Source organism: Paenibacillus sp. FSL H3-0457 (assembly GCF_037981725.1).
In the GTDB taxonomy this organism is placed as follows: domain Bacteria; phylum Bacillota; class Bacilli; order Paenibacillales; family Paenibacillaceae; genus Paenibacillus; species Paenibacillus amylolyticus.
Genome location: NZ_CP150283.1, coordinates 2066336 through 2090632, shown reverse-complemented (window position 1 = coordinate 2090632; position 24297 = coordinate 2066336). Strand labels below are relative to the sequence as shown.

At 45.3% G+C, this 24297-nt stretch carries 20 protein-coding genes; 4 read left to right on the top strand and 16 right to left on the bottom strand.

What is annotated here, in order from left to right; all coding sequences use genetic code 11:
* Positions 1-95: 95 nt before the first annotated feature.
* Together MHH25_RS09470 and MHH25_RS09465 are read right to left on the bottom strand one after the other, a co-directional pair.
* On the bottom strand, positions 96-1103 hold the full coding sequence (locus MHH25_RS09470) for a globin-coupled sensor protein (RefSeq protein WP_076318323.1): 1008 nt from the start codon (positions 1101-1103) through the stop codon (positions 96-98).
* Positions 1104-1346: 243 nt separating this feature from the next.
* Positions 1347-3242: a PrkA family serine protein kinase gene (locus tag MHH25_RS09465; RefSeq protein ID WP_036669848.1), complete on the bottom strand. Its 1896-nt coding sequence runs from the start codon at positions 3240-3242 to the stop codon at positions 1347-1349.
* 361 nt (positions 3243-3603) lie between these two features.
* On the opposite strand from MHH25_RS09465, the gene MHH25_RS09460 reads away from it, so the two are divergent.
* Positions 3604-4449 (top strand): DUF2161 family putative PD-(D/E)XK-type phosphodiesterase, encoded by an 846-nt coding sequence (locus MHH25_RS09460; RefSeq protein WP_338708233.1) that lies wholly within the window; start codon positions 3604-3606, stop codon positions 4447-4449.
* Positions 4450-4560: 111 nt separating this feature from the next.
* Here the strand turns inward: MHH25_RS09460 and MHH25_RS09455 are convergent, their stop codons facing one another.
* From MHH25_RS09455 to MHH25_RS09445, 3 genes are all read right to left on the bottom strand, one after another.
* Positions 4561-5187 carry an FMN-dependent NADH-azoreductase gene (locus MHH25_RS09455; protein WP_036610012.1) on the bottom strand — a complete coding sequence of 209 codons (627 nt, stop codon included), beginning with the start codon at positions 5185-5187 and terminating at the stop codon, positions 4561-4563.
* Positions 5188-5377: 190 nt separating this feature from the next.
* The gene (locus tag MHH25_RS09450) at positions 5378-6601 is read right to left on the bottom strand and encodes a PLP-dependent aminotransferase family protein (protein WP_036610015.1); all 1224 of its coding nucleotides are present in this window, start codon (positions 6599-6601) and stop codon (positions 5378-5380) included.
* A gap of 136 nt (positions 6602-6737) precedes the next feature.
* Complete coding sequence (locus MHH25_RS09445; RefSeq protein ID WP_017689577.1) at positions 6738-7394, bottom strand: response regulator transcription factor; 657 nt, start codon at positions 7392-7394, stop codon at positions 6738-6740.
* A 439-nt stretch (positions 7395-7833) separates the two neighbouring features.
* Between MHH25_RS09445 and MHH25_RS09440 the strand changes: the two genes are divergently transcribed.
* Both MHH25_RS09440 and MHH25_RS09435 read left to right on the top strand, forming a co-directional pair.
* A complete protein-coding gene (locus tag MHH25_RS09440; protein WP_017689578.1) occupies positions 7834-8244 on the top strand; it encodes a uroporphyrinogen-III C-methyltransferase in 411 nt (136 codons plus the stop codon).
* On the top strand, positions 8241-9305 hold the full coding sequence (locus MHH25_RS09435; RefSeq protein WP_338708232.1) for a phosphodiester glycosidase family protein: 1065 nt from the start codon (positions 8241-8243) through the stop codon (positions 9303-9305). The genes MHH25_RS09440 and MHH25_RS09435 overlap by 4 nt, the downstream gene beginning before the upstream one ends.
* Positions 9306-9603: 298 nt before the next feature.
* Here MHH25_RS09435 and MHH25_RS09430 read toward each other — a convergent pair whose 3' ends face one another.
* The 6 genes from MHH25_RS09430 to MHH25_RS09405 form a co-directional block, all read right to left on the bottom strand.
* Positions 9604-10620 (bottom strand): LacI family DNA-binding transcriptional regulator, encoded by a 1017-nt coding sequence (locus tag MHH25_RS09430; RefSeq protein WP_076318321.1) that lies wholly within the window; start codon positions 10618-10620, stop codon positions 9604-9606.
* A 77-nt stretch (positions 10621-10697) separates the two neighbouring features.
* Positions 10698-12863: a beta-glucosidase BglX gene (gene bglX / locus MHH25_RS09425; RefSeq protein WP_076318320.1), complete on the bottom strand. Its 2166-nt coding sequence runs from the start codon at positions 12861-12863 to the stop codon at positions 10698-10700.
* 98 nt (positions 12864-12961) lie between these two features.
* Entirely contained in the window at positions 12962-14557 is a 1596-nt protein-coding gene (locus tag MHH25_RS09420; RefSeq protein ID WP_047842284.1) for an ABC transporter substrate-binding protein, read from the bottom strand.
* Positions 14558-14609: 52 nt separating this feature from the next.
* Positions 14610-15512 (bottom strand): carbohydrate ABC transporter permease, encoded by a 903-nt coding sequence (locus MHH25_RS09415; RefSeq protein WP_036610027.1) that lies wholly within the window; start codon positions 15510-15512, stop codon positions 14610-14612.
* An 18-nt stretch (positions 15513-15530) separates the two neighbouring features.
* The gene (locus tag MHH25_RS09410; RefSeq protein ID WP_017689585.1) at positions 15531-16490 is read right to left on the bottom strand and encodes an ABC transporter permease subunit; all 960 of its coding nucleotides are present in this window, start codon (positions 16488-16490) and stop codon (positions 15531-15533) included.
* A gap of 11 nt (positions 16491-16501) precedes the next feature.
* Positions 16502-17266 (bottom strand): alpha/beta hydrolase family protein, encoded by a 765-nt coding sequence (locus MHH25_RS09405; protein ID WP_076318319.1) that lies wholly within the window; start codon positions 17264-17266, stop codon positions 16502-16504.
* Positions 17267-17739: 473 nt separating this feature from the next.
* On the opposite strand from MHH25_RS09405, the gene MHH25_RS09400 reads away from it, so the two are divergent.
* Positions 17740-18663, top strand: a complete 924-nt coding sequence (locus MHH25_RS09400; RefSeq protein WP_340019870.1) for a serine hydrolase — start codon at positions 17740-17742, stop codon at positions 18661-18663.
* A gap of 101 nt (positions 18664-18764) precedes the next feature.
* Here MHH25_RS09400 and MHH25_RS09395 read toward each other — a convergent pair whose 3' ends face one another.
* The 5 genes from MHH25_RS09395 to aroF all read right to left on the bottom strand — a co-directional run bounded on the left by MHH25_RS09395 (position 18765) and on the right by aroF (position 24182).
* Positions 18765-19019, bottom strand: a complete 255-nt coding sequence (locus tag MHH25_RS09395) for an AbrB/MazE/SpoVT family DNA-binding domain-containing protein (RefSeq protein WP_036610032.1) — start codon at positions 19017-19019, stop codon at positions 18765-18767.
* A gap of 167 nt (positions 19020-19186) precedes the next feature.
* Positions 19187-19654 (bottom strand): tRNA (uridine(34)/cytosine(34)/5-carboxymethylaminomethyluridine(34)-2'-O)-methyltransferase TrmL, encoded by a 468-nt coding sequence (trmL, locus tag MHH25_RS09390; RefSeq protein WP_017689589.1) that lies wholly within the window; start codon positions 19652-19654, stop codon positions 19187-19189.
* Positions 19655-19793: 139 nt separating this feature from the next.
* Positions 19794-20882, bottom strand: coding sequence for a 3-phosphoserine/phosphohydroxythreonine transaminase (serC, locus tag MHH25_RS09385; RefSeq protein WP_340019869.1), 1089 nt, complete (start codon positions 20880-20882; stop codon positions 19794-19796).
* A gap of 397 nt (positions 20883-21279) precedes the next feature.
* The gene (glnA, locus tag MHH25_RS09380) at positions 21280-22704 is read right to left on the bottom strand and encodes a type I glutamate--ammonia ligase (RefSeq protein ID WP_036669830.1); all 1425 of its coding nucleotides are present in this window, start codon (positions 22702-22704) and stop codon (positions 21280-21282) included.
* A 413-nt stretch (positions 22705-23117) separates the two neighbouring features.
* Positions 23118-24182, bottom strand: a complete 1065-nt coding sequence (gene aroF / locus MHH25_RS09375) for a 3-deoxy-7-phosphoheptulonate synthase (protein WP_036610039.1) — start codon at positions 24180-24182, stop codon at positions 23118-23120.
* Between the last annotated feature and the right edge of the window lie 115 nt (positions 24183-24297).

Genomic DNA, 24297 nt, shown 5'->3' with positions numbered 1-24297 from the left:
CCGGCTGCATTTTCTATAACATCGGCAGGTTTGTCTACCCATTATAGCTTAAAACAGCCTGAAACGGTATGGAAGGTTCCTAATGCTTTTAAGCTCTATTCCTGCTGTTCCAGTTTCTTCAAATCCAGAGACAGTTTCTCCATTGTTGTTGCAAATACAGCGAGTTCAGCCGAGCGTGAAGCTTGGCTACGTGCCCCTCTGGACGTATGATCCGACTCCTGCTGCACACTGCTCAGTTTCTTCATGATCTGCTCCAGATTAGACTGAATTTTACCCTGGGCATCCCGGGAACTGGCTGCAAGCTTGCGCACCTCACTAGCGACTACTTCAAAGCCACGTCCAAACTCTCCTGCATGAGCAGCTTCAATCGCTGCGTTCAGGCCGACAAGATGACTCTGATCCGATATCTCGCGAATGAGTTCACCCATTTTTCCGATCTGCTGGATCTCTCCTGTTAATTCGGTAAGCATAACCTGAGCCTGATCCTGAGAAGCCGCTGTTTCTTTGGCTACACTTGATATCGCCATTGCACTTTCATTTAATTCACTAATCATGCCTGTAAGCTCTTGGGTAATCTGCGTAATTGCCTGTAATGTATGTTGTTGGTCATCGGCAAGCTGATGTAACTTTTCTTTTTCTTTCTTCTCATAGGCTTCAAGGACAAGCTGTGAATCCAGATTAAACATTTTGCTGAGCGCTTGAATGACAAGATGCCAGGAATCAGGGATAACCTGTTGGAATATGCTCGTTGCAATATCCAGGTAGACCATATAGGTACCCAGATAATAATCTTCAGACAGACCAATCCGTGAATGCACAAGTCCAATCGCAATCCGTTGCTCAATATATGCGTCGTCCACGATTCCATCCGTCATTGATAACCAGTACATCTTCTGTGTTTCTTTTAGACGATCAATGGTAGAGAATCGAGCGATCAGATCTACCAATTCAGGATAATTCCCCACATGATTGTAGAAATGATCCACCACTTCATTAACGACTTTTTTAAAAACAGGCCGATGATCGGCAAGCAGTTTTAGATCCCCTGCGGTTAATCCCATGTAATCAAGTTGCTTCTGTCTTGTTGCGGAAATACTGCTCATATCTGGTTCAGTCAGCTCCTTAATAAACACTAAATTACTTTAAATTGTAAATATATGTATTGATTATAGACTAAAATACCTAAATATACATATACCATTAGAACTAATTCTCTTTAAAATTAACCTTATTTGTCAGCTTTTTAGACTAATATGACCTTCATGTAATTAAAAAGGCCCTGACCCTGCTGTGAAGGAGCCTCACAACAGGCATCAGGAGCCTGATCCGGAATGGTTCGTTGCCGATTAGCGATTAAGCAGACTACCCACATAACGTAACAGTTCATTCGCGCTGGCTGCAGTGTATCCATGTTCCTCAATTAAGCGTTTAATGACTTCATTCATACGTTTCAATTGTGTTGCATCCGGTGTTTTGGTTGAGGTTGTGATCTTGACAATATCTTTCAGATCGGTGAACAACTTTTTCTCAATCGCTTCACGCAAACGGTCATGGCTACTGTATTCAAACTTGCGCTCCTTGCGGGAGTATGCCGAGATTCGGATCAGAATCTCTTCTCTGAACGCTTTCTTTGCATTCTCGGAGATCCCGATCTGTTCCTCTATGGATCGCATCAGACGCTCATCCGGGTCCATCTCTTCATCCGTGAGCGGGTCACGCATCTTGGACCAGTTGCAGAATGCTTCAATGTTATCGAGGTAATTCTCGAATAACGTTCTTGCGGATTCCTCGAATGAGTAAACAAATGCTTTCTGCACTTCCTTCTTGGCCAGTTCATCATACTCCTTGCGTGCAAGAGCAATGAAGTTCAGATAACGCTCCCGCTCTTCCTTCGTGATCGAGGCATGTTGGTCCAGACCATCCTTGATCGCCCGCAGAATATCCAGCGCGTTAATGCACTGAAGATTTTGCTTAATCAAAGCACTGGAGATCCGGTTAATGACATACCGTGGATCAATGCCGGACATCCCTTCATCCAGATACTCATTTTGCATCTCGCGCAGATCAGCTTCTTTGTATCCTTCCACTTCTTCACCATCATACATGCGCATTTTTTTAACGAGATCCATGCCTTGTTTCTTCGTTTCCTTCAAGCGGGTAAGTATGGAAAAAATGGCTGCAGTCCGCAGTGCATGCGGTGCAATATGAACATGCTTCATGTCACTTTGCTGAATGAGCTTGGCATAGATTTTCTCTTCCTCGGATACCTTCAAGTTGTACGGAATAGGCATGACAATCATCCGGGATTGCAGTGCCTCATTCTTCTTGTTGGAGATAAAAGATTTATACTCCGATTCATTCGTATGCGCCACAATCATTTCATCCGCACTGATTAAGGCAAAACGTCCCGCTTTGAAATTTCCTTCCTGCGTGAGCGACAGGAGATTCCATAGGAATTTCTCATCACATTTCAACATCTCCTGGAACTCCATTAACCCACGGTTCGCCTTGTTCAACTCCCCATCAAAACGATAGGCACGTGGATCGGATTCGGAACCAAACTCCGTAATGGTGGAGAAGTCGATACTCCCCGTCAGATCGGCAATATCCTGTGATTTCGGATCGGATGGACTGAACGTTCCTATTCCCACGCGATTATCTTCGGAAACAATGACCCGTTCCACCGGTACCTTGCTGATATCACCACCATATTCGGTACGGAGTCTCATCTGGCAGGATGGGCAAAGGTTACCCTCAATACGGACTCCAATTTCCTTTTCCACTTCAGGACGAAGCTCCAGTGGAATCAGATGTAGCGGTTCCTCATGCATCGGGCATCCATCAATGGCGTATATGGCACCTTTCTCTGTCCGCGAGAACTGTTCAAGCCCACGCTTCAGCAGCGTCACCAGCGTCGATTTCCCTCCACTTACGGGACCCATCAGGAGCAAGATCCGCTTCCGTACATCCAGACGGCGTGCTGCCGAGTGAAAGTATTCTTCAACCAGCTTTTCAATCGAACGATCCAGCCCAAAGATCTCCTGTTCAAAAAACTTGTACCGCTTATGCCCACCTACTTCTTCCACCCCAAACGATTCAATCATCTCATACACTCTGGCGTGAGCCGTCATTGCCGGAGTCGGGTCCTCTCTCAGCAGTGCAATATAATCTTCAAATGTTCCGTTCCATGTCAAACGGTCACTCTCTGCCCGATGTTCCGCAACGCGTTCAAAAATATTCATGCTTGGTACCTCCCATGGCTCCTTTAGTGTGATTGTCAACCATTCCGAATGGTATGAAGAAATCAATAGAATTGCGGCTCCTGCTTGAATACCAATCTTGCGGTCCTGTGTAGTCCCGCCACCCTCTGTCCAAACGTCTTGTTTTGTTGTGAAAAGTGTATTACATACCTATGCGGCAATTCGGATAAGTTGACCTCTTTTTTTCAATCAACCGCTTCGAATTTTGGCTTTTCCCTGTTCTATCAGACATCTTGTGCCTTCAGAAAAAAAAGAACGAATATGATATAATGAGGGTTCTAAATTCAGGAAACCGGACAACACATGGTCAGAGACAGGCCACTTCTGGAAAGGAGCACGGACGATGGCAGTGAAATACGAAACCGAATTATATTCGCCCGTGAAGGCGTTCTTCGAGCAGCGTGGCTTCGACGTCAAGGCGGAAGTCAGACATTGTGACCTCGTCGGAGTCAGACCGGACCAGGACGAACCACTCATTGTGGAGATGAAAAAAACATTTAACCTCTCCTTGTTGCTGCAGGGCATGCAGCGCTTGAAACTTAGCCCGTTCGTGTATCTGGCCGTCGAGCGCAATCGCAGTAAACGCGGAGCCGTAAACCAACGCTGGAGCGAACTGACCGCACTATGCAGACAGCTCGGTCTGGGGCTGCTGACTGTCACATTTTACAAAACCAAAGCTCCCCTGATTGATGTATTGTGCGAGCCCTCCGCCCTGATCCCCCCCACTGGCCGCAATCAGGTTGCCCGTAAAAGCGGAGTTCGGCGGAAACGATTGCTCAAGGAATTCGACGAACGCAGCGGAGACTACAATACGGGAGGCAGCACACGAAGACAGCTGGTCACAGCATATCGTGAGAAGGCTTTACGTGTCGCATCCGCTCTACGAACGAACGGAGAAGCCTCTCCAGCCAACCTTGCCAGACAGACAGGTGTAGGTTCTGCCGCAGCGATTCTGCAAAAAAATTATTATGGCTGGTTTGAACGCCTCTCCCGTGGAAAGTATATTTTGACGATTAAGGGAGTACAGGCGTTAACCGAGCATGCACACATGCTTGAGGATAATGATATGATTGAACGAACCATTAATGAACTCGATGTAACGTATTCTGTATCTGGTGTAAATAAGGACGACCTTGCACACATTGCTGAAACAGCGGAGCAGTACTTAAAAAATACAGGCCATATCTGATATGAAACCACTCGAAGTAAGTGATATGAAAAATGAGAAGACAAAAAAAACACCTGTAATCTCCACTGGAGACTACAGGTGTTTTGATGTGTTCTATATAGAAGATTGTTATTAGAATTTTACTGCTACTTCGGAAGCCAATTTCAGACCTGCAGTAACGATTTCTTCAGCACGATCTGCAGAAGCATTATGTCCTTCAACGATAACCACTTCAGGGTTTTGAATGCCCCACAAGCCGAGAACTGTTTTCAGGAAGTTCAGGGACATTTCAGCAGCTGCCATTGGGCCTTCGGAATAAACGCCACCACGTGCGTTAAGCAAAGCTACTTTTTTGTCGCCAGCAAGTCCTACAGGACCTTCAGCAGTGTATTTGAATGTTTTACCAGCTTGGCTCAGGTAAGCAATGTAGTTTACCAATGGAGCTGGAACAGTGAAGTTCCACAGTGGGAATGCAAATACAACTTTGTCAGCTGCCAGGAATTGATCTTGCAATTGTGCTGCAAGTGAAGCTGCTTTTTGCTCGTCAGCTGTCAGTTCAAAACCGTTAGCTGCTTTGTAAGTACCTGTGATAGCAGTGTTACCATAGAATGGGAATTCTGTATTGTAGAGATCCAACTCAGTAACTGTGTCACCTGGGTGGGACTCTTTGTATGCGCTCAAGAATGCATCGTACAATTTAACGCTGACTGCTTGATCTGCAGGACGGTCATTTGCTTTAACAAATAAAATATTAGACATGTTGAATTTTCCCCCGTTAAATAAAATATATGAGTGCTTTTCCTGAACTGGCCACCATTGTAGCTTATATAAAGAAACCAACAACTCATTAATTCATATTATATATAAAAATGTTAGTGGATGCAATAACGTAATCACTTTGGTCATGAACCAATTTTAATTTTTGCTACAAAATCTATTTTGATCTGACTTAGCTACGAGCCGTAAATTCGGAAATGGCTTCACTGATCAGGTTCATGCCAAGCAGCAATTCATCCCGGCCCGGATGGCTAAAGTTCAATCGGATGTAACGTTGATCCTGTACACCTGTGGAGCATAGTGATCCAGGAAGAAAAGATACACCTTTGGGCAAAGCCGCTTTAAGCAGAGCGCCACTATCCAACCCTTCCGGCAACTGTACCCACAGATACATTCCGCCCTCAGGGATGTTGTACTGACACCCTTTCCAGCCCGGCCTTTTTAACAGTTCAAGCATCAGTTTGAGTCTTGTCTTATACTCCCGATTCAACATCGATAGGTGATCACTCCAACGAAAAGGGGAATGAGCAAGCAATTGATACAACAGCCGCTGATTCATCGGACTGGACTGACCATCTGCAATTCGTTTAACCGAGGCCATTGCCTGAATCAGCGCAGGATGTCCAGCGGCCCATCCGGTTCGAAGAGCGGGCGCTACCGTTTTGCTGAATGAACCAATGTAGAGAACATGTCCACCCTGATCGGCAGTATCCAGTGCAAAGAGTGAAGGATATTTACGATAGAATTCCGTTGGCTCAAGGCCATCAAAATGGAGCTCCCCGTAAGAATCATCTTCCACAAGCAGTACACCATAGCGCGAACACAGTTCAAGGACAGCCTCCCGCCGCTCCATACTCCACAAAGCACCGGTCGGATTCGAGAAACTGGGTGCAGCAAAAAGCAGCTTCGGTCTAACCTGCTGCATGTGATGCTCCAAAAGGTCTGGCAGTATGCCGTCCCGATCACCCATTACGGGCACAATCTTGGCTCCTTGCATCTCCAATACCTCAAGACAGCCTGGAGATGTGGGATGTTCAACCAGTACAGAATCTCCTGGCTCAAGCAATAGACGCATCACCAGATCGATGGCCTGCTGGGTACCAGTGGTCAACAGAATCTGCTCGGGTACCGTTCGTATGCCTTTGCGTGCATTCCAGTCTTTGTTCAACCACTCTCTTAGGGGTGTGTAGCCTGCTGGCTCTCCATATTGCAATGCGGAAGGGCCTGAACTAAAGACAGACACCGCTGCTTCTTCCAACAATTTGAAAGGAAACAACTCCTCCGCAGGCAATTCTTCCGCCAGAGAAATGAAATAATCCCTGCCAGACATCTCACGTATATCCCTCAGTGGTGATGACAAAAGCCTGTTGGTACGGGAAGCAAAGAAATATTTCATCGATCCGTTCCCCTTTCGTCCCTATTCCGAAACTGTACTCGCAGTCCGCAGCCCTACAACCTATTCCTGCTCACCATCGAATATGACCGGATGCATACCGAACTGTTGTGATCATGGGAAGAACAGACCTGTTTCGTCAGGATCCCGTCTTCACTTGTCTTGCATGCAAGGCATAACGTTCAATGGCCTGTGCTCTACTGCTCACTTCCAGCTTCACGTATATTTTACGCAGGTAATTATCAATGGAACGTCTGCTAACGTTGATCTCATTCGCTATTTTATCATAGGTTACACCCTGAACAATTCTTTCCATGATAAAAGTTTCGGTTTCTGTTAATTCAATGACACGTGCTTCTGTCGGAGACTCCACAGGTTGCGCCCACTCCGCACTGTTTAACCACGACAATGGAATGGACACATGGCCCTCACGCAATCCAGAGATCAGATGAATCAGCTGGCTAGGGGAAGCCTGTTTGGATAACATGCCGCTAGCACCAAGGCTCATCAGATGACGAAACAGCTTCACATTGTCTTCATCCGTCAAAATAATGATGTGACTGTGAGCTGACAGATTCTTCATCTGGGCAATATATTGATCTGCCTGACCCTCCGGAAGACGATAATCCATCAGAATCAGATCAGGCTGGTGAATATTCACCAGATCGAGCCCTTCTGTTCCGGTCGAAGTCATGCCACGTACCGTCAGATCTTGCTGCTCTTCCAAAATCAATTTTGTACCGAGCATGCTGGTGGGGTGGATATCTATGATGACCACCTGCCATACTTTTTTCATTGTTGTTCCCCCTGTTATGTATTGGACAAATAACTTTTAAATTCTGTCATGATGATTTCATCGTCTATGCGACAATCCGAGTATAGAAGAAGCATAGGTCGGATTATGTCGAAAAACAGAAAAATACAGGAGGAAGCCGATAAAAAAGCTCTATTTTCACTGTATTTTGTTATAAAAACACCATGACGTCCATCTTTCCATCCCCGGAAAGGTCAAAATATAGTATAAATTTCCTGCATTTCTATCTAAAAAAGTCGAAAAACCTGCCCAAAGTTCCTACTTATTGCATCTATAAGAAATTGTATCCTAGGACTTCCTTCCGATGCAATCTCTTTTTACTCTATTAAGTAAAGAATTTCATTTTTGCGTAATCAATAGGGGCATGATAGAATGAGGACTGGAAATTTTTTTGTACCTATAAATGACCAGGAGTGATGATATGAAACCATCTGCCCCGTCCTCTGACATCCATCACACCCGGAGCGCCAAAGGCAAGGCTGGATCTTCAATCAAGCTGTTTCTGGTAATGTGGATTGTTCTCATTGCACTAGGAGTCGTTGGAACCTACTATTATAGTAACCATCTCCAGCAACAGATGATTAACCAGCTTCAAGCCCATAATCAGCAGCAGATTGCAGCGCTAAAAACCGACTATGAAAATCAGCTAACAACGATATCAAAGGAAGTAGAAGACCTGCAGGGACAGGTTCAATCCTTCAATGAATTGCTGACTTTCACCAAGGATAATGCAAGTGACAAAACGGATAACAGCAACAAACTGTATACCCAGCTGAGCGAAGTCAAAAAACAACTGGAGACACTCCAGAAAAAGATGGACCTGCTCAAATGATTACACCCGTCAAACAGGTTAATCGTTTTTTTATGCTTGCACTCGCTCCTTTTGTTGGATTGATATTATGCCTGCTGCTGCTTCGTCCTCCACTTGAACCCGGAGGTTTGATGCCTACCGAACTGTCAGAGGATACGATTACACCCCGGACCCAAGCAATTAGCCAAGAGCTTGCGGGGGCAAAAGATGCTGCTGTCCAGACTTCTTCTTCTATTAAAAGAACGACACAGCTCTATAATAAAACAACAAGTACGATGTCTACACTTGTGCAGAAGGCTTCCACCCAAGCGGATCGTCCGGAAAAGATTTACAACAACCGGATTTCATCCAAGCTTGGCGTTCCATTTGAACGGGTAGACAGTGAACGGCTAACGATTGAAATGTACAGAGTGAATCCTGGCAGCTATAAGGGCTATGCCATGAAGATCAAGCTAAAAGACCCTACAGCCATGCAGATGGCTCTAGACAGTGAACCTGGGCGTTCTGAGACGACCATGCAGGCTGTGAAGCGTAACGGCGCTATTGCCGGGATTAACGCAGGTGGATTTGCTGACAGTGGCGGCAAACGTTATCCACTTAGCACAACCGTCATGGACGGGAAATACGTGAACGGTTTCCAGGCCAGTTTCAAAGATCTGTTTTTTGTAGGACTTAACGATGCCGGTAAACTGATCGGAGGCAAGTTCACCGACAAAAACTCACTGGATCGCCTGCAACCGCAATTCGGGGCTACGTTTGTACCGGTGCTGCTACAGAATGGGCGTAAAACCACAATTCCTGCCAAATGGAAAGTATCACCCAAACGAGCACCACGTACAGTCATTGGCAATTATAAAGATGATCAGTTATTGATTATTGTAGTTGACGGATATAATGAGGGCGGAAGTTCCGGTGCTACCCTTGAAGAGTTGCAAGGGCGGTTGTACAAGCTTGGGGTGATCGACGCTTATAATCTGGATGGCGGTGGATCATCCTCGCTTATTCTGAATAATCGGGTTGTAAATAACCCTTCAGATGGCAGCCTCAGACCAGTGCCCACACACTTTTTATTTTACAAATAATAGGGTGAAGCATTTCTTTTCTACCTATAATGGTTATAATAGAAGAAAATGAGCTTGTGCAGGAGGTGCGAAGGGCATGTCATTTTCACTGACATTCTGGATTATTGCAATCGTATTGACTCTCTTCATTACAGGCATTCTCACTTCATCCTACAACAATGACAAAACAAAAGGCTTGTAAAGGCCAAGCCTCTCTCCGGAGAGGCTTTTTCTATTGCTTCATCCTCGAAATAACAAGAGACAAGGCTTAAAAGAATGATTCGATTCTTCTAAGCCTTGTCTCTTGCTGTATTCGGGATCAATAGCTAACCGCCCGGTCATTCCGCATGGATATAACCGAATCAGACGGAATAGGCCCACTCACCGACCCACCCTCAACTAATGTCACATAAATTCGTTCATGATCAACGGGTTCTCCAGCAATAATCTTGATCAATTGTTCAGCAGCGAGCGATCCCCACTTGCGCTTGGAATAATCAATGCTTGCCAATCTCGGCTGGACGTATTTGCTCAATTCAATATTGTCGAATCCGATGACATCAATCTCCTGACCAACGCCAAGTGCACTGTCTGCCAGACGATCACACAAGCCAATAGCCATCTCATCATTGAGGCAGAATACCGCTGCGGGTCCATCATACACCTGCACAATCTGATCTGCGGCTTGTTCTCCACCACTCTTCTCAAAATCTCCCGTGATCTCAATCCATTCCACATCGGCTTCACGTTCCGCAACCTGTCTTACAGCCTTTAACCGCTGCACAGAGTCAAACGAACCTTCCGGTCCTGTCACCACGTAGATTTTCTTATGTCCCTGTTCAATCAGATGTTCCATCGCAAGTGTCGCCCCGGCTTTGTTATCCAGCAGAACCTGATTAATGTTGGGATGATCCATCTCACGGTCCAATACAACGATTTTGTGCCCACGATCGGCATACTGCATTAGTTCCTCACTTGCAAACGTATGATCCAGAATGATCGCACCATCAATCATTCTCTCTGGAAGCATGCGATGGGATTGTTTACCACTGCACACGATCAGGTCATAGCCTTGAGCGTTACATACGGCTTTCATGCCACTCAGCAAGTCTCCATATACATCTCCGCTAAAATCGGTCAAGAAAACACCTAGAATTTTGGATTCCCTCTTCTTCAGTGTTCTTGCTGCGGCATTTGGAACATAGTTCAGTTCTTTGGCAATGGCCAAAATTTTGGAACTCGTCTCATCGGTCACTTTGTTGCTGCCATTCAGCGCATATGACACAGTAGAGATGGAAACTCCCGCCTGTTTGGCGATATCCTTGATACTGACCACATTCTTCGCTCCCCTGTTATGTTCATCAGGCCTTCCATAACAAAAGGCCTGACACATTACTCTTTACATTCACAAGATTAAACAAGTCTGAATGATTTCTTCTGAGTATCCCGACTGTTTGCACCCACAAGAATATGGAACTCGCCTCGATCACTGCGGTGGCTTAAATCGGAATGGTGATAACAAAGCTGTTCTTCATTTAACGTAAATGTGGCTGTACCACTCTCGCCTGGCGCCAGTGCAAGTTTCACATATCCTTTCAGCTCACGCATAGGACGAACGACTTCACCCGTTACATCACGAACGTACAACTGAACGGTCTCTACGCCTGCGCGCTCACCCGTGTTTGTTACACGTACTTGGATGCTCAGGGACTCTTCGGCAGTCATCTCGTTACTTGACACTTCAAGATCACCATAAGAGAACGAAGTGTACGAGAGACCATAACCGAACGGAAGCAAAGGTTCATTCGGGCTGTCAATGTATTTGGAGACATAACGTTCTTCCGTCTTCTCCGGGTTCAGTGGACGACCTGTATTGAAATGGTTGTAATAGACCGGAATCTGACCTACGGACTGCGGGAAAGACATCGTCAGACGTGCAGATGGATTCACTACACCTGTCAGAACATCTGCGATCGCCGCTCCGCCTTCACTACCCGGAAACCAGGCTTCCAGAACGGCATCCGATTCATCGATTACACCATGCAGATCCAATGGACGGCCGTTGAAAATAACGCTGGCAATCGGTTTTCCCGCTGCTTTGAGCTGTTTAACCAATTCCAATTGGGCTGCCGGCAGACGAATATCAGTACGTGATCCACCTTCTCCACTCATCTCGGAGTCTTCACCAAGAGCAAGGACAATCAGATCTGCTTTGCTTGCCACTTCCAGGGCTTCGGCAATCTGCTCAGCTGTAATCGTATGAACATTACTGCCTTGAGCGAATTGAACTTTCCCACCCGTCAGGCGTTCTTGCAGAGCTGTTCCCAACTTAACTGCATCTTCCTTAACTCCTTCACAGGACCACCAGCCCAGAATATCAGGACTCTGTGCAAAAGGACCAATGAGGGCTACATTAGCGTCAGGTTGAAGTGGAAGCACACTGTCATCATTCTTCAACAGGACAGCTGATTTCGTTGCCAGTTCATACGATACCTGACGGTGCTCTTTGGAGAATACAATCTCACGTTCACGTTCAGGATCAGCTGCACGAAGTGGGTTATCGAACAATCCCAGCTTTTCTTTCAGTTGCAGAATTCGCAGAACGGCTTCATCAATGAGCTTCTCATCCACTTCACCACTCTCAATCAGTTCAGGCAAATGATGCACATAACAAGGTGTCATCATCTCCATATCTACTCCTGCGCGAATGGCACGATATGCCGCTTCACGATCATCTTCCGCAGCGCCATGCGCAATCATTTCGCGAATGGAAGCCCAATCCGAGATTAATACACCATCAAAGCCCCACTCGTCACGCAAAATACCGCGCATTAACTTCTCATTGCCACTTGCCGGAATACCGTCAACCGTATTGAACGAAGTCATGACCATTTCCACGCCCGCATCCAACGCTGCTTTGTACGCTGGCAAATAGTACTCACGCAGGTTACGCTCAGACATGTCCACCGTATTGTAATCCCGACCACCCTCAGCCGCTCCATAAGCCGCAAAGTGTTTAACACAGGCTGCAAGACGATCTGGCTCATCCTTCAAGCTGTCGCCCTGATATCCACGTACAAACGCAGCCGCGAACAAACTGTTCAGATAAGGATCTTCTCCTGTCGTTTCCATCACACGGCCCCAGCGCGGGTCACGAACCAGATCCACCATAGGTGCAAAGGTAACATGCAAACCGGATACAGCTGATTCACGTGCTGCAATTTCAGCACTTTTCTCAGCCAGTTCTGTGTCCCATGAACAACCGATCGCCAGTGGAATCGGGAAAATGGTTTTGAATCCATGAACTACGTCAGCCATGAACAAAAGCGGAATGCCCAAACGACTTTTTTGCATATAAGCTTGCTGTACATCAATGATGGCCTGCGCACCGGACAACCCCAGAATGGACCCACTGGCATCTACGGACTGCTCCGTAATTCCCATCTCTTCCATCGGCCCTGTGATCTGACCTTCAACATTTGTTCCTTCATAGAAGTTGGCAGTCAACTGAAGAAGCTGAGCTGTTTTTTCCTCCAACGTCATCTGTTTCACCAGGTCTAACAACTGCTCGTTATTCATCTGATCGTATCCTCCACTACAAGTTGTTGAAATAAAGAACCCGGCTGCGTTCGGGGAGAGACCGCGCACCGGGTTCAAAATTAATTACTGAATGATTACTAGAATTTATCGTTTAGCTCATCCAGATAAGGTTGAACCAGGGACATTTTACTGTTTACCCATTCTTTCCAGTTTGCCTCTAGATCTCCGTTTTTGAGGATCAAGTTGGCATATTCATTCTGGTAGTCGAATGAAGCCTGACTCTTAGCTTTGGAATCGTACAGGTTGACATCCCAATCGTATGGTGCAAGGGATTTGCCTTCTGTACCAAGTTTTGCTTTTTCTTCGAACAATTTCACGGCTCTATCACGGTAATCTTTTTTGATTGCAGGGTTTACAACACTGAAGTCGTCACCGAGCAGGTACAGACCTTCGAAACGTGCTGGGTATTTATCTTCCAATACCGTTCCTTCTGGCAACAAGCTAACGAGTTCGTTGTTTTCATCATATTTCCAATCTTTTCCTTCAAAGCCCATGTTGATGAGCAACTGTCCTTCTTTTGTTGCGGAGTAATCGATCAGATCCATGATCCGTTCGAATTTCTCGTCACTGATGTCCGGATTGAAGATCAATGCAGACCAGAAGTTGGCTTGTTCCATGTTACGGTATTTCCCGTCATCGCCTACTACGATTGCTGTGTGTACCAGTTCATCACTATCTACACCCAGATTTTTTTTCATATCGGAATCCAGACCTTGTCTGTAGGAAGCCAGTCCGCCCAGACTTGTTACAGCAGCTGTACCTGTTACTTTGAAGTTGTTTTGACCTTCATTGTTTTTCCATGTGTAGAACTCAGGATTGAGCAGTCCGTCTTTATAGGCTTTTTGCATCAATTTAAGTCCTGTCAGCGTTTCAGGATCTGCTGGTCCCCAGTGGAATTGGCCATCTTCACCTTTGTAGAAAGGAGAGTCAGTCATGGCATGCACACTGTTTGGCATAATCATGTTTGTCATAGCATCTGCCGCATTGTAGGACAGAGGTACAAGCTTGTTACCCACTTTGCCTGGATCTTTTTCTTTTACTAGCGCAGCATATTCATTCAATTCGGTTGTTGTATATGCATCTTTCAGTTCAAAACCAACCGCTTCAGCCCAGTCTTTACGAAGCGCAATGACACCAATTTGGTTCGTCAGTGGGTCAGCCGGTTTGTTCTCGAAATAGATTGGTCTAGGCAGGACATAAGTTCCACCTGTCAATTCTTCCAACTTGTCTCCAAGACCCGTCAAATTGTAAGCTGCTGCCACGTTAGGCCAGCGTTCTTTCCAGTCATCCGGGAATTTGTAGAACAAACCTTGTTCAATGCTGTTAATGGCATCGCCATGTACGTAGTTCCATACCGCTACATCCGGCAAGTCGCCAGAGTTGATCCACAGACGAAGCTTCTCGCCCCATGAATCCCAATCGATATAGTTGTAGTCCCAAGTTACATTAAATTTGTCTGTCCAGAACTTGTGGAAGTCATTATCCAGGTTCCCGTTTTTGATTTCTGTCAGGTTAGCTACAGAGATGGTCAGGTTGTCTTTGTAATTTCCCTCTGCATCTTTTTCGTTACCACCTGAAGCTCCTTGACTGGAACAAGCGGTCACCATCAGCATAACTACACTAAGCGTGATGGCAAAGAGAGCTCTTACTGACAACTTTTTTTTCGTTTTCATGTTTTACCCCCATGTTTTTAGTAGAATTTTATTGCAAAATCCTATACGTATATCAGGTCTTGATTGCCCCTGTTAATACCCCTTTGGCAAAGTGTTTTTGCAACATTGGGAAGAAACACATAATTGGTACCATGGTGACAAATACGGCCGCCATCTTCATACCCATTGAGAAGTTGCTTGCTTGGGCAGCATCCACACTGGATGCATTGGATGCATTCGTCGTAGATGTCACGATAATATTTCGGAGTACATTCTGGAGCGGTAACTGATCCGCTTTTCGAAGGAATATCATCGCATCATACCAACTGTTCCAGTAAGCTACACCGTAGAACAACGTGATTGTAGCCATAATTGGTGTAGCCAGCGGAAGAACAACGGAGAACAAAATTCTCCACTCTCCGGCTCCATCCAGTCTCGCCGATTCCATGAGTGATTCAGGCAAGGTGTAGAAGTAGTTCATCATCAGAATCATGTTAAAAGCACTGAAGCTTCCCGCCAGGATAACGGACCACAGCGTACCTGTAAGATGAAGTGATTTCATGATCAGGTACAGCGGTACGATACCACCATTAAAGATCATGGTGAACAGTACCAGGAAAAAGAGAAATTTCTTAAACGGAAATTTGTTGCGACTAAGGCCATATGCCATGCTTGTTGTCAGGAACAAGCTGAGTGGCAAGCCGATGACTAGCAATATAATTGTATTTTTGTACCCCGTCAGAATCGTTCCGTCAGCGAACAATGCCTTGTAGGAATCCAATGTCCATTCTTTAGGGAACATCAAAAATGGATTGTCAGCATATTCTTTTTGTGTTGCAAACGAAATCATGATGACATTCCAGAATGGAATCAGGATCATCAGGGCAAGCACTAGTAATACGGCGAAAATAATGTAATCGAGAAGTGTCATTTTTTCTGTACCAATTCTCGGTTTTTTATTAGCTTTCTTGCTCATCTCATTTTTCCTCCTCTCTTATCGGAACAAACCGTCTCCGCCAAGCCACTTGGCAAATCTGTCAGCAAGAAGCAGCAAGGCCATATTCACCAGGGAACGGAACAAGCTGACCGCTGTCGAGAATGAGAAATCGGTAGATGACTGGAACGTAATCCGATAGATATATACATCGAGTACTTCCGATACATTTTTGGTAGCGGCATTTGCCAAGTTGAAGATCTGGTCAAACCCGGAAGACATCAATCCACCAACCGAGAGAATAAACATGATTGTGATGGTTGGAAGGATGTTCGGTAAAGTAATTTTGAACATCTGTTGCATACGGGAAGCCCCGTCAATCTGTGCTGATTCATACTGATCCTGATCAATACCGGAAATGGCAGCCAGGAATATAATCGCGCCCCATCCACTTGATTTCCAAATATCAGTCAACAGCAACATGGGTACAAAGTTGGATTCAGACCCCAGGAAGTTAATCGTTGGCAATCCGAGTAATCCGAGCGCGCTATTTACCAGTCCGTCATATGCCAGCACATTGATGACTACCCCGGATACGATGATCCAGGACAGGAAGTGCGGGAACGTAAGAACGGTTTGGAACAATTTTTTCCCTCTGCGCATCCGCAATTCATTCAGCAACAGCGCCAGAATAATTGGGAACGGGAACTGAATAATCAGTTTCAGAATATTGATGTACAGCGTACGCCATACTGCGTCGATAAAGGTTGGATCACGGAAAACATATTTGAAGTTCTCGAATCCGCTCCATGGACTTCCCCAGATGCCCAGGTTGGCCTTGTAATCTTTGAATGCCAGAGACAGGCCACCCATCGGCATGTAGGCAAACAGAATTAGCCAGACAAGCCCCGGAATAAGCAGGGTGTATGTCATTCGGTGCTTCCAGATTTCAGTCCAGAGCGAATTGCCCTTCACGTTTCCCTTCAGCTTTTTGCTAGGTCCTTCGGCTGCAGGTTTCACATTGCATCTCCTCACTCTACTATGGTCTTGTCGTTGTACAGAAAATCAAACATCGTTCTCAGGTGGTGCTCCCAAAATCTCCATTCATGAGCCCCCGGCGTCTCCACATACCGAAAATCAAAGGCAGTCCCCTGCATGTATTTCGCATAGTCGCGATTCATCTCTACAAAGGGGTCACTATCGCCACAGCAACTGAGGATATCCGGTAAAGGAACACCCTGTTCCAGCAGCTTGGCCGACAGTGCGTAAATATCCTGATCGGCTTTTACCTGTAAACGTTCTCCAAAAACCGCTTTCATTTCCTTGATCATGGTCGCTGGCATATGGGGATCATGAAGCCGTGTCTGGATATCCGTTACGCCGGATAGAGACACTACTTTGCGATATCGCTCTGGATAAGTTAGTCCACATTTCAGTGCACCATATCCACCCATGGATAAACCGGCGACGTATGTTTTCTCCGGATCAGGATTCAGATTGAGCAGACGCTTGCATATTTCAGGTAACTCCTGAGTGATGTAGTGGAAGTAATTCAGGCCGTATTCCATATCGGTGTAATAGCTTCGATTCGCTTCCGGCATAATGATCGTACAGCCATATTGCGCTGCATACATCTCAATTGTGGTTAACCGCTGCCAGGTACTCGCATTATCGCCTGCCCCGTGCAACAGATATAGTGTACCGCCTGAAGTCTCTCCGGAGTCACTGGACACAACATGTATGCTGGTATTCATGCATAAGGTTGGCGATCCAGTTTCGATCGTTATATGTGCCATAAATGTAACCCCTCTCATCATCGCCTGCTGTCTTTACTCATTCGTTTCTCTGGCGTTGGATTGCAGGCTGTTGTAGATTCCCTTGTATTACGATGGGTTATCGAAACGATTTTCTCGAATCGTTTCAAAACATAGCCAACGTTGATTCACATGGAGTTCATTACAACACTTTTAATGTGGAAGCGATTTCTTCGAATCGTTTCGAATAAATCATAAGCCCGATGAGTAAATCCTGTCAATAACCTTTTTACAAATTTCGCGTTTTTTTCTCGAAAAAATGCTCTTTTAAGTCTAAATTTGCGTCCAAAGACACTATTATTACGAAAAAATGAAAATTTAGTAAGTACTATTACAACTTTAATTGACACCAAACCAGGTTTATACTAACATGGGTTCTGATTTTGCATTCGAATTACGGAAACGTTTCACCAACCGATTTTACTCAGGTTTCACCTGATATTAGGGAGGTTAATATGTCTGAGCAACTCAAAGGTTTCATTCATACGATTACGGAGCAACAATTGAACGTTTTTTCCATTCGCATATTACAAAAAGGGCATCTGCTTGCCCATTGGGACCGGGATAAGGATCAGCGCAGGGTACAACATTCCATCAGTAAATCCTTCACATGTATGGCCGTTGGTCTTGCTCTTGAAGAAGGTCTGATACATCTCGATGCGACACTTGGTGATTATTTCTCTTATGATCATGATCATGTACCCGCCGCACAGCGCAATCTCCCATCGCCGCAGGAATTGAGACTGCGTGATCTTCTCCGAATGACTTCGGGTCATGACTCTCCCCCTCTTTGGGCTGATGAACGAGCTTCATTGACCGAAAAGGACTGGGCGAAATATTATATGTCTCTTCCTCTGGACCGGGTACCTGGAGAACAATTTACATATAGCAGCGGGGATACGTTTATGATCTCGGCCATGCTACAGGCTGCTACCGGCCAAACCGTGAAAGATTACCTGACTCCACGATTATTTGATCCACTTGGCATTCATGATGTAGAGTGGGAAACCTCTCCACTGGGGGTAACACTTGGCTGTGCAGGTCTTTGGATAAGTAATGAGGAACTGAGTCGATTTGGACAGTTACTGCTGCAGGAGGGCCATTGGGAAGGCACACAGCTTGTACCTGCAGATTGGATTCGACAGGCTACGTCCCAGCAGATCGAAACGACTGGAGAAGGAGATTGGGGAAAAGGTTACGGGTATCAGTTCTGGATGTGTTCTCATGACGCTTACCGCGCCGATGGTGCCTATGGTCAGTTGTGTATCATAATTCCCTCAAAGGAAGCTGTCATATGTATTAATAGTGAGGAAGAAAATATGCAAGGCATCCTGAATGCCGTGTGGAATGAGGTTTTACCCCTTTACACCCAGCGTTAGTATACGTATTTTATCTTTTTTTCAAATTGCAATTATGCCATTCAATTGAGAATAAAACAAAAAAAACGCCACGGGGTCAATGGACCCCATGACGTTATTTCTTATCCGTGTTGTGGAAGCTGAGTCATTTCATCTAAACATTGTGCGCATATGTAACGCTCTTTGAACTCGTTGACTTCCTCGATGGATCCGCAGAAAATACATTTTGGACGATATCTCTCCAAGATAATATGGTCCCCTTGTACTAAGATTTCTACAGGATCTCCCTCATTCATTTGATACCTTTTACGCAAAGATTTAGGCAATACGATCCTACCTAATTGGTCAACTTTGCGAACTACTCCAGCTGGCTTCATAGCTACGGCACACCTCTCCTATCTTACTCTAAATTTCTAGGTACATTTGTACTATGTTTATAGATTCGCCAAGATTTTGTCGAATCCTGCTGGAAATAAACATTTTTTGTCCTTTTTTTTGAAAAATGTTTTTTTTCCGAATTCTAGCCGTCATTTATAACCAAATTTTATCCTTCTAACCCCGGGAAATTGAGCTGCCGTAACGCTTCATATACAATAATTGCTGCCGAATTGGACAGATTTAATGATCTAACGTCACCAGTCATTGGCATTTTCATGCATGTATCGGGATTCGCAGCAATTAATTCAGGCGGCAGGCCTTTAGTCTCTTTACCAAAAACGAGGAAGTCCCCATCCTGAAAATTAAAATCACTATATCGGTTCTTGGCCTTCGTAGTTGCATAGAAGAAACGACCTTCCGGATATTTTTCCTGAACCTCAGCAAATGAGTCGTGGTATTCAATATGGACAGCATGCCAGTAATCCAGCCCTGCACGTTTCAATGTAGCATCATCTGTTCGAAATCCAAGTGGACGTACGAGATGCAGATGGGTACCGGTTGCCGCACAAGTACGCGAAATATTGCCTGTGTTCGCCGGAATTTCTGGTTCAACCAGAACGATGTGTAAAGCCATATGTGTTCAATCTCCTTTTCATTTCATGTTGACGACAACCCTCTAATCTTAAAGAAAAGCCCTCCACACGTCAATGTGGAAGGCTCTGGTAAGGCACAGGATAAGACACAAAGGTCCATTACACCGTACCTATACTTAATTATCCATTTGTCTTCTGGAAGTGGCTCATGAAGTCTGTCAGTGCCTTAACACTTTCATAAGGAGCAGCATTATAAATGGAGGCACGGAGACCACCCACACTGCGATGTCCTTTCAAACCTACAAATCCTTCTTCCTCCGAAGCCTTGATGAACTTTTTCTCCAATTCTTCAGAAGCAAGACGGAAGGTTACATTCATGAGGGAACGATCTTCTTGTTCCACACAACCACGGTAGAAATCACCGGAACCATCAATTGTGTTATAGAGCAATTCCGCTTTTTTCGTATTTTTTTGCTCAATACCAGCCAGTCCGCCCTGTTCTTCAATCCATTTCAATACTTCATTCACCATATATACTGAGAAGGATGGTGGCGTATTGTACAGGGAATTGTTATCTACATGTGTGCTGTAACGAAGCATGGTTGGAATCGTTTTAGGCGATTCGCTCACCAGTTCCTCACGAGCAATTACAACCGTAATTCCGGATGGACCCAGGTTCTTCTGTGCACCCGCGTAGATCATGCCGAACTGATTAAGATCAAATGGTTTACAGAAAATATCACTCGACATGTCCGCAATCAGAGGTACTGAACCGGTATCCGGGAACGACTTGAATTGCGTACCTTCGATCGTTTCGTTGGAAGTCAGATGCACATAAGCCGTACGTTCTGGCAAACTCAGATTCGAAACATCCGGCAATTTCATAAATTTCTCTGCTTCCGAAGATGCAACAACATGTGTCTCGCCGATCAACTTCGCCTCAGACAGAGCCTTCTTCGCCCAGCTGCCAGTCATCACGTAACTTGCAGTCTGCCCTGCACCGAGCAGGTTCATTGGCAACATCGCGAACTGAGTGCTTGCACCGCCCTGCAGAAAGAGGACCTTGTATCCTTTTGGACTGCCTAGAAGCGACAACAACCGCTCCTGAGCTTCATTATGTACAGACTCATACACCGCTCCACGGTGAGACATCTCCATAATCGACATGCCTGTATTACGAAAATCTACAAATTCCGCCTGTGCACGCTCCAGTACCTCAAGTGGTAACGCCGCAGGTCCTGCATTAAAGTTATACGCTCTTTTTGTCACAAAATCCCCCGCCCTTTCCATCCGTAACTCTGACATACAAACAGCATTTTGCACAATTCGATTAGAATCGCTCACGGGTATAAGAGTTGGACAGGAAGAAGCATCCTGATCCAACCAACGTATAGACAAATTGAATCATTTTGATCTATATCTTACTTATTGAAAGTCGCTCTATGGATTTGTGCAAAATGCACTCAAAGTAAATATTATCGCTATGATATCAGTATTCTCTATCTGCTTCAAGGGCAATATGCACTGAAGTGTTGAATTCAGGTCATCAAATTCCTTTATCACCCTGCAAAGTTAAAGCACTACATTGTTTAATTCAAGGAAAAGCCTCCGAGAGCGTGTCCCGGAGGCTTTAAGTTGGAACAAGAACTGTTCCGACCCCGACCGATTAGCAGTCGAAGTAGAGGCTGTACTCGTGCGGATGAATGCGGATCGCTACTGCTTTCGCTTCATCACGTTTGAGGTTGATGTAGTTATCAAGGAAGTCTTTTGTGAATACGCCGCCTTCAGTCAAGAACTCGTTGTCAGCTGCCAGAGCATCAAGTGCTTCTTCCAGGGAAGCTGGCACACTGCGGATGTTTTCTTTATCTGCATCAGACAGGTCATAGATGTTTTTATCGAGAGGACCATATCCAAGCTCAGTTGGGTTAATTTTGCGTTTGATTCCATCCAGACCCGCCATCAACATTGCGGAGAATGCCAAGTATGGGTTAGCTGTGGAGTCTGGTGTACGGAACTCGATACGACAACCCTTCGGTGTCACAGCTGCAACCGGAATCCGAACTGCTGCGGAACGGTTACCTTTAGAGTAAACCAGGTTTACTGGTGCTTCGTAACCAGGTACGAGACGTTTGAACGAGTTCGTACTAGGGTTCGTCAAAGCGATCAGTGCCGGAGCATGGTACAGGATACCTCCGATGTAGTGCAGAGCCATTTCACTCAGGTTAGCATATCCCGCTTTGTCATAGAACAATGGGGAATCGCCATCAAAGATGGATTGGTGAACGTGCATTCCGCTACCATTATCACCGAACAATGGTTTTGGCATGAATGTTGCTACTTTGCCATATTGACGTGCAGTGTTGTGCACGATGTATTTGTATGCAAGCAGGTTATCTGCTGTTTTCTTCAGTGTATCAAAACGGAAGTTGATTTCGGCTTGACCCGCTGTCGCGACTTCATGGTGATGACGCTCGATTGACAGGCCAGCTTCTTCCAAAAGGCGACACATTTCGCTACGAATATCTTGTTGTGTATCCACTGGTGCTACTGGAACATATCCGCCTTTAGTACGAACTTTGAAGCCCAGGTTTCCGCCTTCTTCCTGACGGTTGGTATTCCAAGAAGCTTCTTCTGAATCTACGAAGTAGGAAGAGCTGTTCGTGCCGCTCTCATAACGAACATCGTCGAAGATGAAGAACTCGGATTCAGGTGCGAAGAATGCTGTTGTACCTACGCCGCTTTCTTGCAGGAAAGCTTCTGCTTTAACAGCGATGCTGCGTGGGTCACGCTCATAACGCTCGCCATCCGGAGTGAAGATATCACACATAACATTCAATGTAGGGTGTGCAGTGAACGGATCGACATAAGTCGCTTCAGGGTCTGGCATCATAACCATATCGGACTCTTCAATTCCGCGGAAACCTTGGATAGAAGAACCGTCAAAAGCTACTCCATTTACGAACGTGTCTGCATCAACAGCCGAAGCTGGCAACGAGATGTGATGTGCACGACCAGCTAAATCTACAAAACGAAAATCTACCCACTCGATGTTGTTCTCTTGAATTGATTTCAATACGTTTTCAACCGACATGTATTCGTCCTCCCAAATATTCCGAACATTAAACAACCCCACTAAGAAAATGTCTAAATTCGAATTTTTTTCTGTCGTCATTATAAATTTTAAAACATGACATCGTCAATACTTATGTAAGGTATTTTTTGAAGGTATGTTAGATATACTCACACTTTATAAATAACATAAATTCATATAACAACTAGTTTTATATACATTTAACTGGTTTAATGCGGTAAAGCGCCCTCTATTTTAACCTAAATCATGGGAAAAACTTCACATCATAAATGTTTCTTATCACTATTGATTAATAAATACGTTCAAAACTGCAAAATATGCAAAAAACCGAGCATCTATCTGATTCCGTTGCAATGAACGAGATCAGAGGAGATGCCCGGATGATGATCCAGACCTTGACTATGAAATTCTTATTAAACGCCTACACGTGCCGGGAAAAATTCTGCCGGTTGTTTGGCTGTGCTGAATGATTTACCCACGATTGGTGCCAATTTCTCCAGATCCTGCAATAGATTAGCGAATTGGTCAGGGAACAAAGACTGCACACCATCTCCTGTCATGGAGTTATCCGGATCGGTATGCATTTCAATGATCAGGCCATTGGCACCTGCAGCAACAGAAGCTTTTGTCATCGGTTCCACCAGTTCACGTCGTCCAGTACCATGGCTCGGATCGGAAATAACCGGCAAATGGCTCAGAGACTGCAGAACAGGGATCGCTGACAGATCCAACGTATTCCGTGTGTAGGATTCAAACGTACGAATACCACGTTCACACAGCATAACATTTGGGTTACCACCCGCAAGAATGTATTCAGCCGCATTCAACAATTCATCGTATGTCGCACTGAAACCACGTTTCAACAATACCGGCTTGCCACACTCACCCAATTTGCGGAGCAGGTCAAAGTTCTGCATGTTACGTGTACCTACTTGCAGAATATCTGCGTACTCGGCGCAAATATCCACATACTCAGGTGTCATGACTTCTGTAATGGTCAGAAGATCATGTTTCTTGCCTGCTTCCGCCATCATGATCAATCCTTCTACACCCGTTCCCTGGAAGCTGTAAGGACCCGTACGAGGCTTAAATGCACCACCACGTAACACTTGCCCACCAGCAGCTTTCACAAGCCCTGCAATCTCATCAATCTGTGCAGCGGATTCAACCGCACATGGTCCGCCCATGACAACAAGTTCTTTTCCGCCGATATCTACACCTTTGATGGAGATCACCGTATCTTCCGGATGGAAGTCGCGACTTGCCAATTTGTAAGACTTCGAGATTTTAACGACATTCTCGACACCTTTCATTTGGCGAAGATGCTCTTGCATTTTAGGTTCAACTTTACCAATCAAACCAATGATAGTACGATCCTCTCCGCGAGAGATATGCACCTGAAGCCCTTCTTTTTCAATAACTGCAACGATATCCTGAATCTGTTCCTCCGGTGTAGCTTTGCCTGCAATAACGATCATATTAATTCCCATCCTTCCTTGTATGAGAGCACAATAATTTCCTTAACGTGCGTCTGATTAAATATAAAAACTCTGTCGCGCTTAAACGCTTGTTCGCTTTTAAGCTTTTATCCGT

Excerpts from the sequence above, each read along its gene's own strand:
- MHH25_RS09445 (WP_017689577.1), bottom strand. The coding sequence starts at position 7,394 with ATGAAAAAAGTATGGCAGGTGGTCATCATAGATATCCACCCCACCAGC.
- aroF (WP_036610039.1), bottom strand. The coding sequence starts at position 24,182 with ATGATCGTTATTGCAGGCAAAGCTACACCGGAGGAACAGATTCAGGAT.
- MHH25_RS09465 (WP_036669848.1), bottom strand. The coding sequence starts at position 3,242 with ATGAATATTTTTGAACGCGTTGCGGAACATCGGGCAGAGAGTGACCGT.
- MHH25_RS09440 (WP_017689578.1), top strand. The coding sequence starts at position 7,834 with ATGAAACCATCTGCCCCGTCCTCTGACATCCATCACACCCGGAGCGCC.
- MHH25_RS09435 (WP_338708232.1), top strand. The coding sequence starts at position 8,241 with ATGATTACACCCGTCAAACAGGTTAATCGTTTTTTTATGCTTGCACTC.
- MHH25_RS09460 (WP_338708233.1), top strand. The coding sequence starts at position 3,604 with ATGGCAGTGAAATACGAAACCGAATTATATTCGCCCGTGAAGGCGTTC.
- trmL (WP_017689589.1), bottom strand. The coding sequence starts at position 19,654 with ATGGCTTTACACATCGTTCTGGTTGAACCAGAAATTCCGGCGAACACA.
- MHH25_RS09400 (WP_340019870.1), top strand. The coding sequence starts at position 17,740 with ATGTCTGAGCAACTCAAAGGTTTCATTCATACGATTACGGAGCAACAA.
- MHH25_RS09420 (WP_047842284.1), bottom strand. The coding sequence starts at position 14,557 with ATGAAAACGAAAAAAAAGTTGTCAGTAAGAGCTCTCTTTGCCATCACG.
- MHH25_RS09415 (WP_036610027.1), bottom strand. The coding sequence starts at position 15,512 with ATGAGCAAGAAAGCTAATAAAAAACCGAGAATTGGTACAGAAAAAATG.
- MHH25_RS09470 (WP_076318323.1), bottom strand. The coding sequence starts at position 1,103 with ATGAGCAGTATTTCCGCAACAAGACAGAAGCAACTTGATTACATGGGA.
- MHH25_RS09450 (WP_036610015.1), bottom strand. The coding sequence starts at position 6,601 with ATGAAATATTTCTTTGCTTCCCGTACCAACAGGCTTTTGTCATCACCA.
- MHH25_RS09395 (WP_036610032.1), bottom strand. The coding sequence starts at position 19,019 with ATGAAGCCAGCTGGAGTAGTTCGCAAAGTTGACCAATTAGGTAGGATC.
- MHH25_RS09455 (WP_036610012.1), bottom strand. The coding sequence starts at position 5,187 with ATGTCTAATATTTTATTTGTTAAAGCAAATGACCGTCCTGCAGATCAA.
- MHH25_RS09405 (WP_076318319.1), bottom strand. The coding sequence starts at position 17,266 with ATGGCACATATAACGATCGAAACTGGATCGCCAACCTTATGCATGAAT.
- bglX (WP_076318320.1), bottom strand. The coding sequence starts at position 12,863 with ATGAATAACGAGCAGTTGTTAGACCTGGTGAAACAGATGACGTTGGAG.
- glnA (WP_036669830.1), bottom strand. The coding sequence starts at position 22,704 with ATGTCGGTTGAAAACGTATTGAAATCAATTCAAGAGAACAACATCGAG.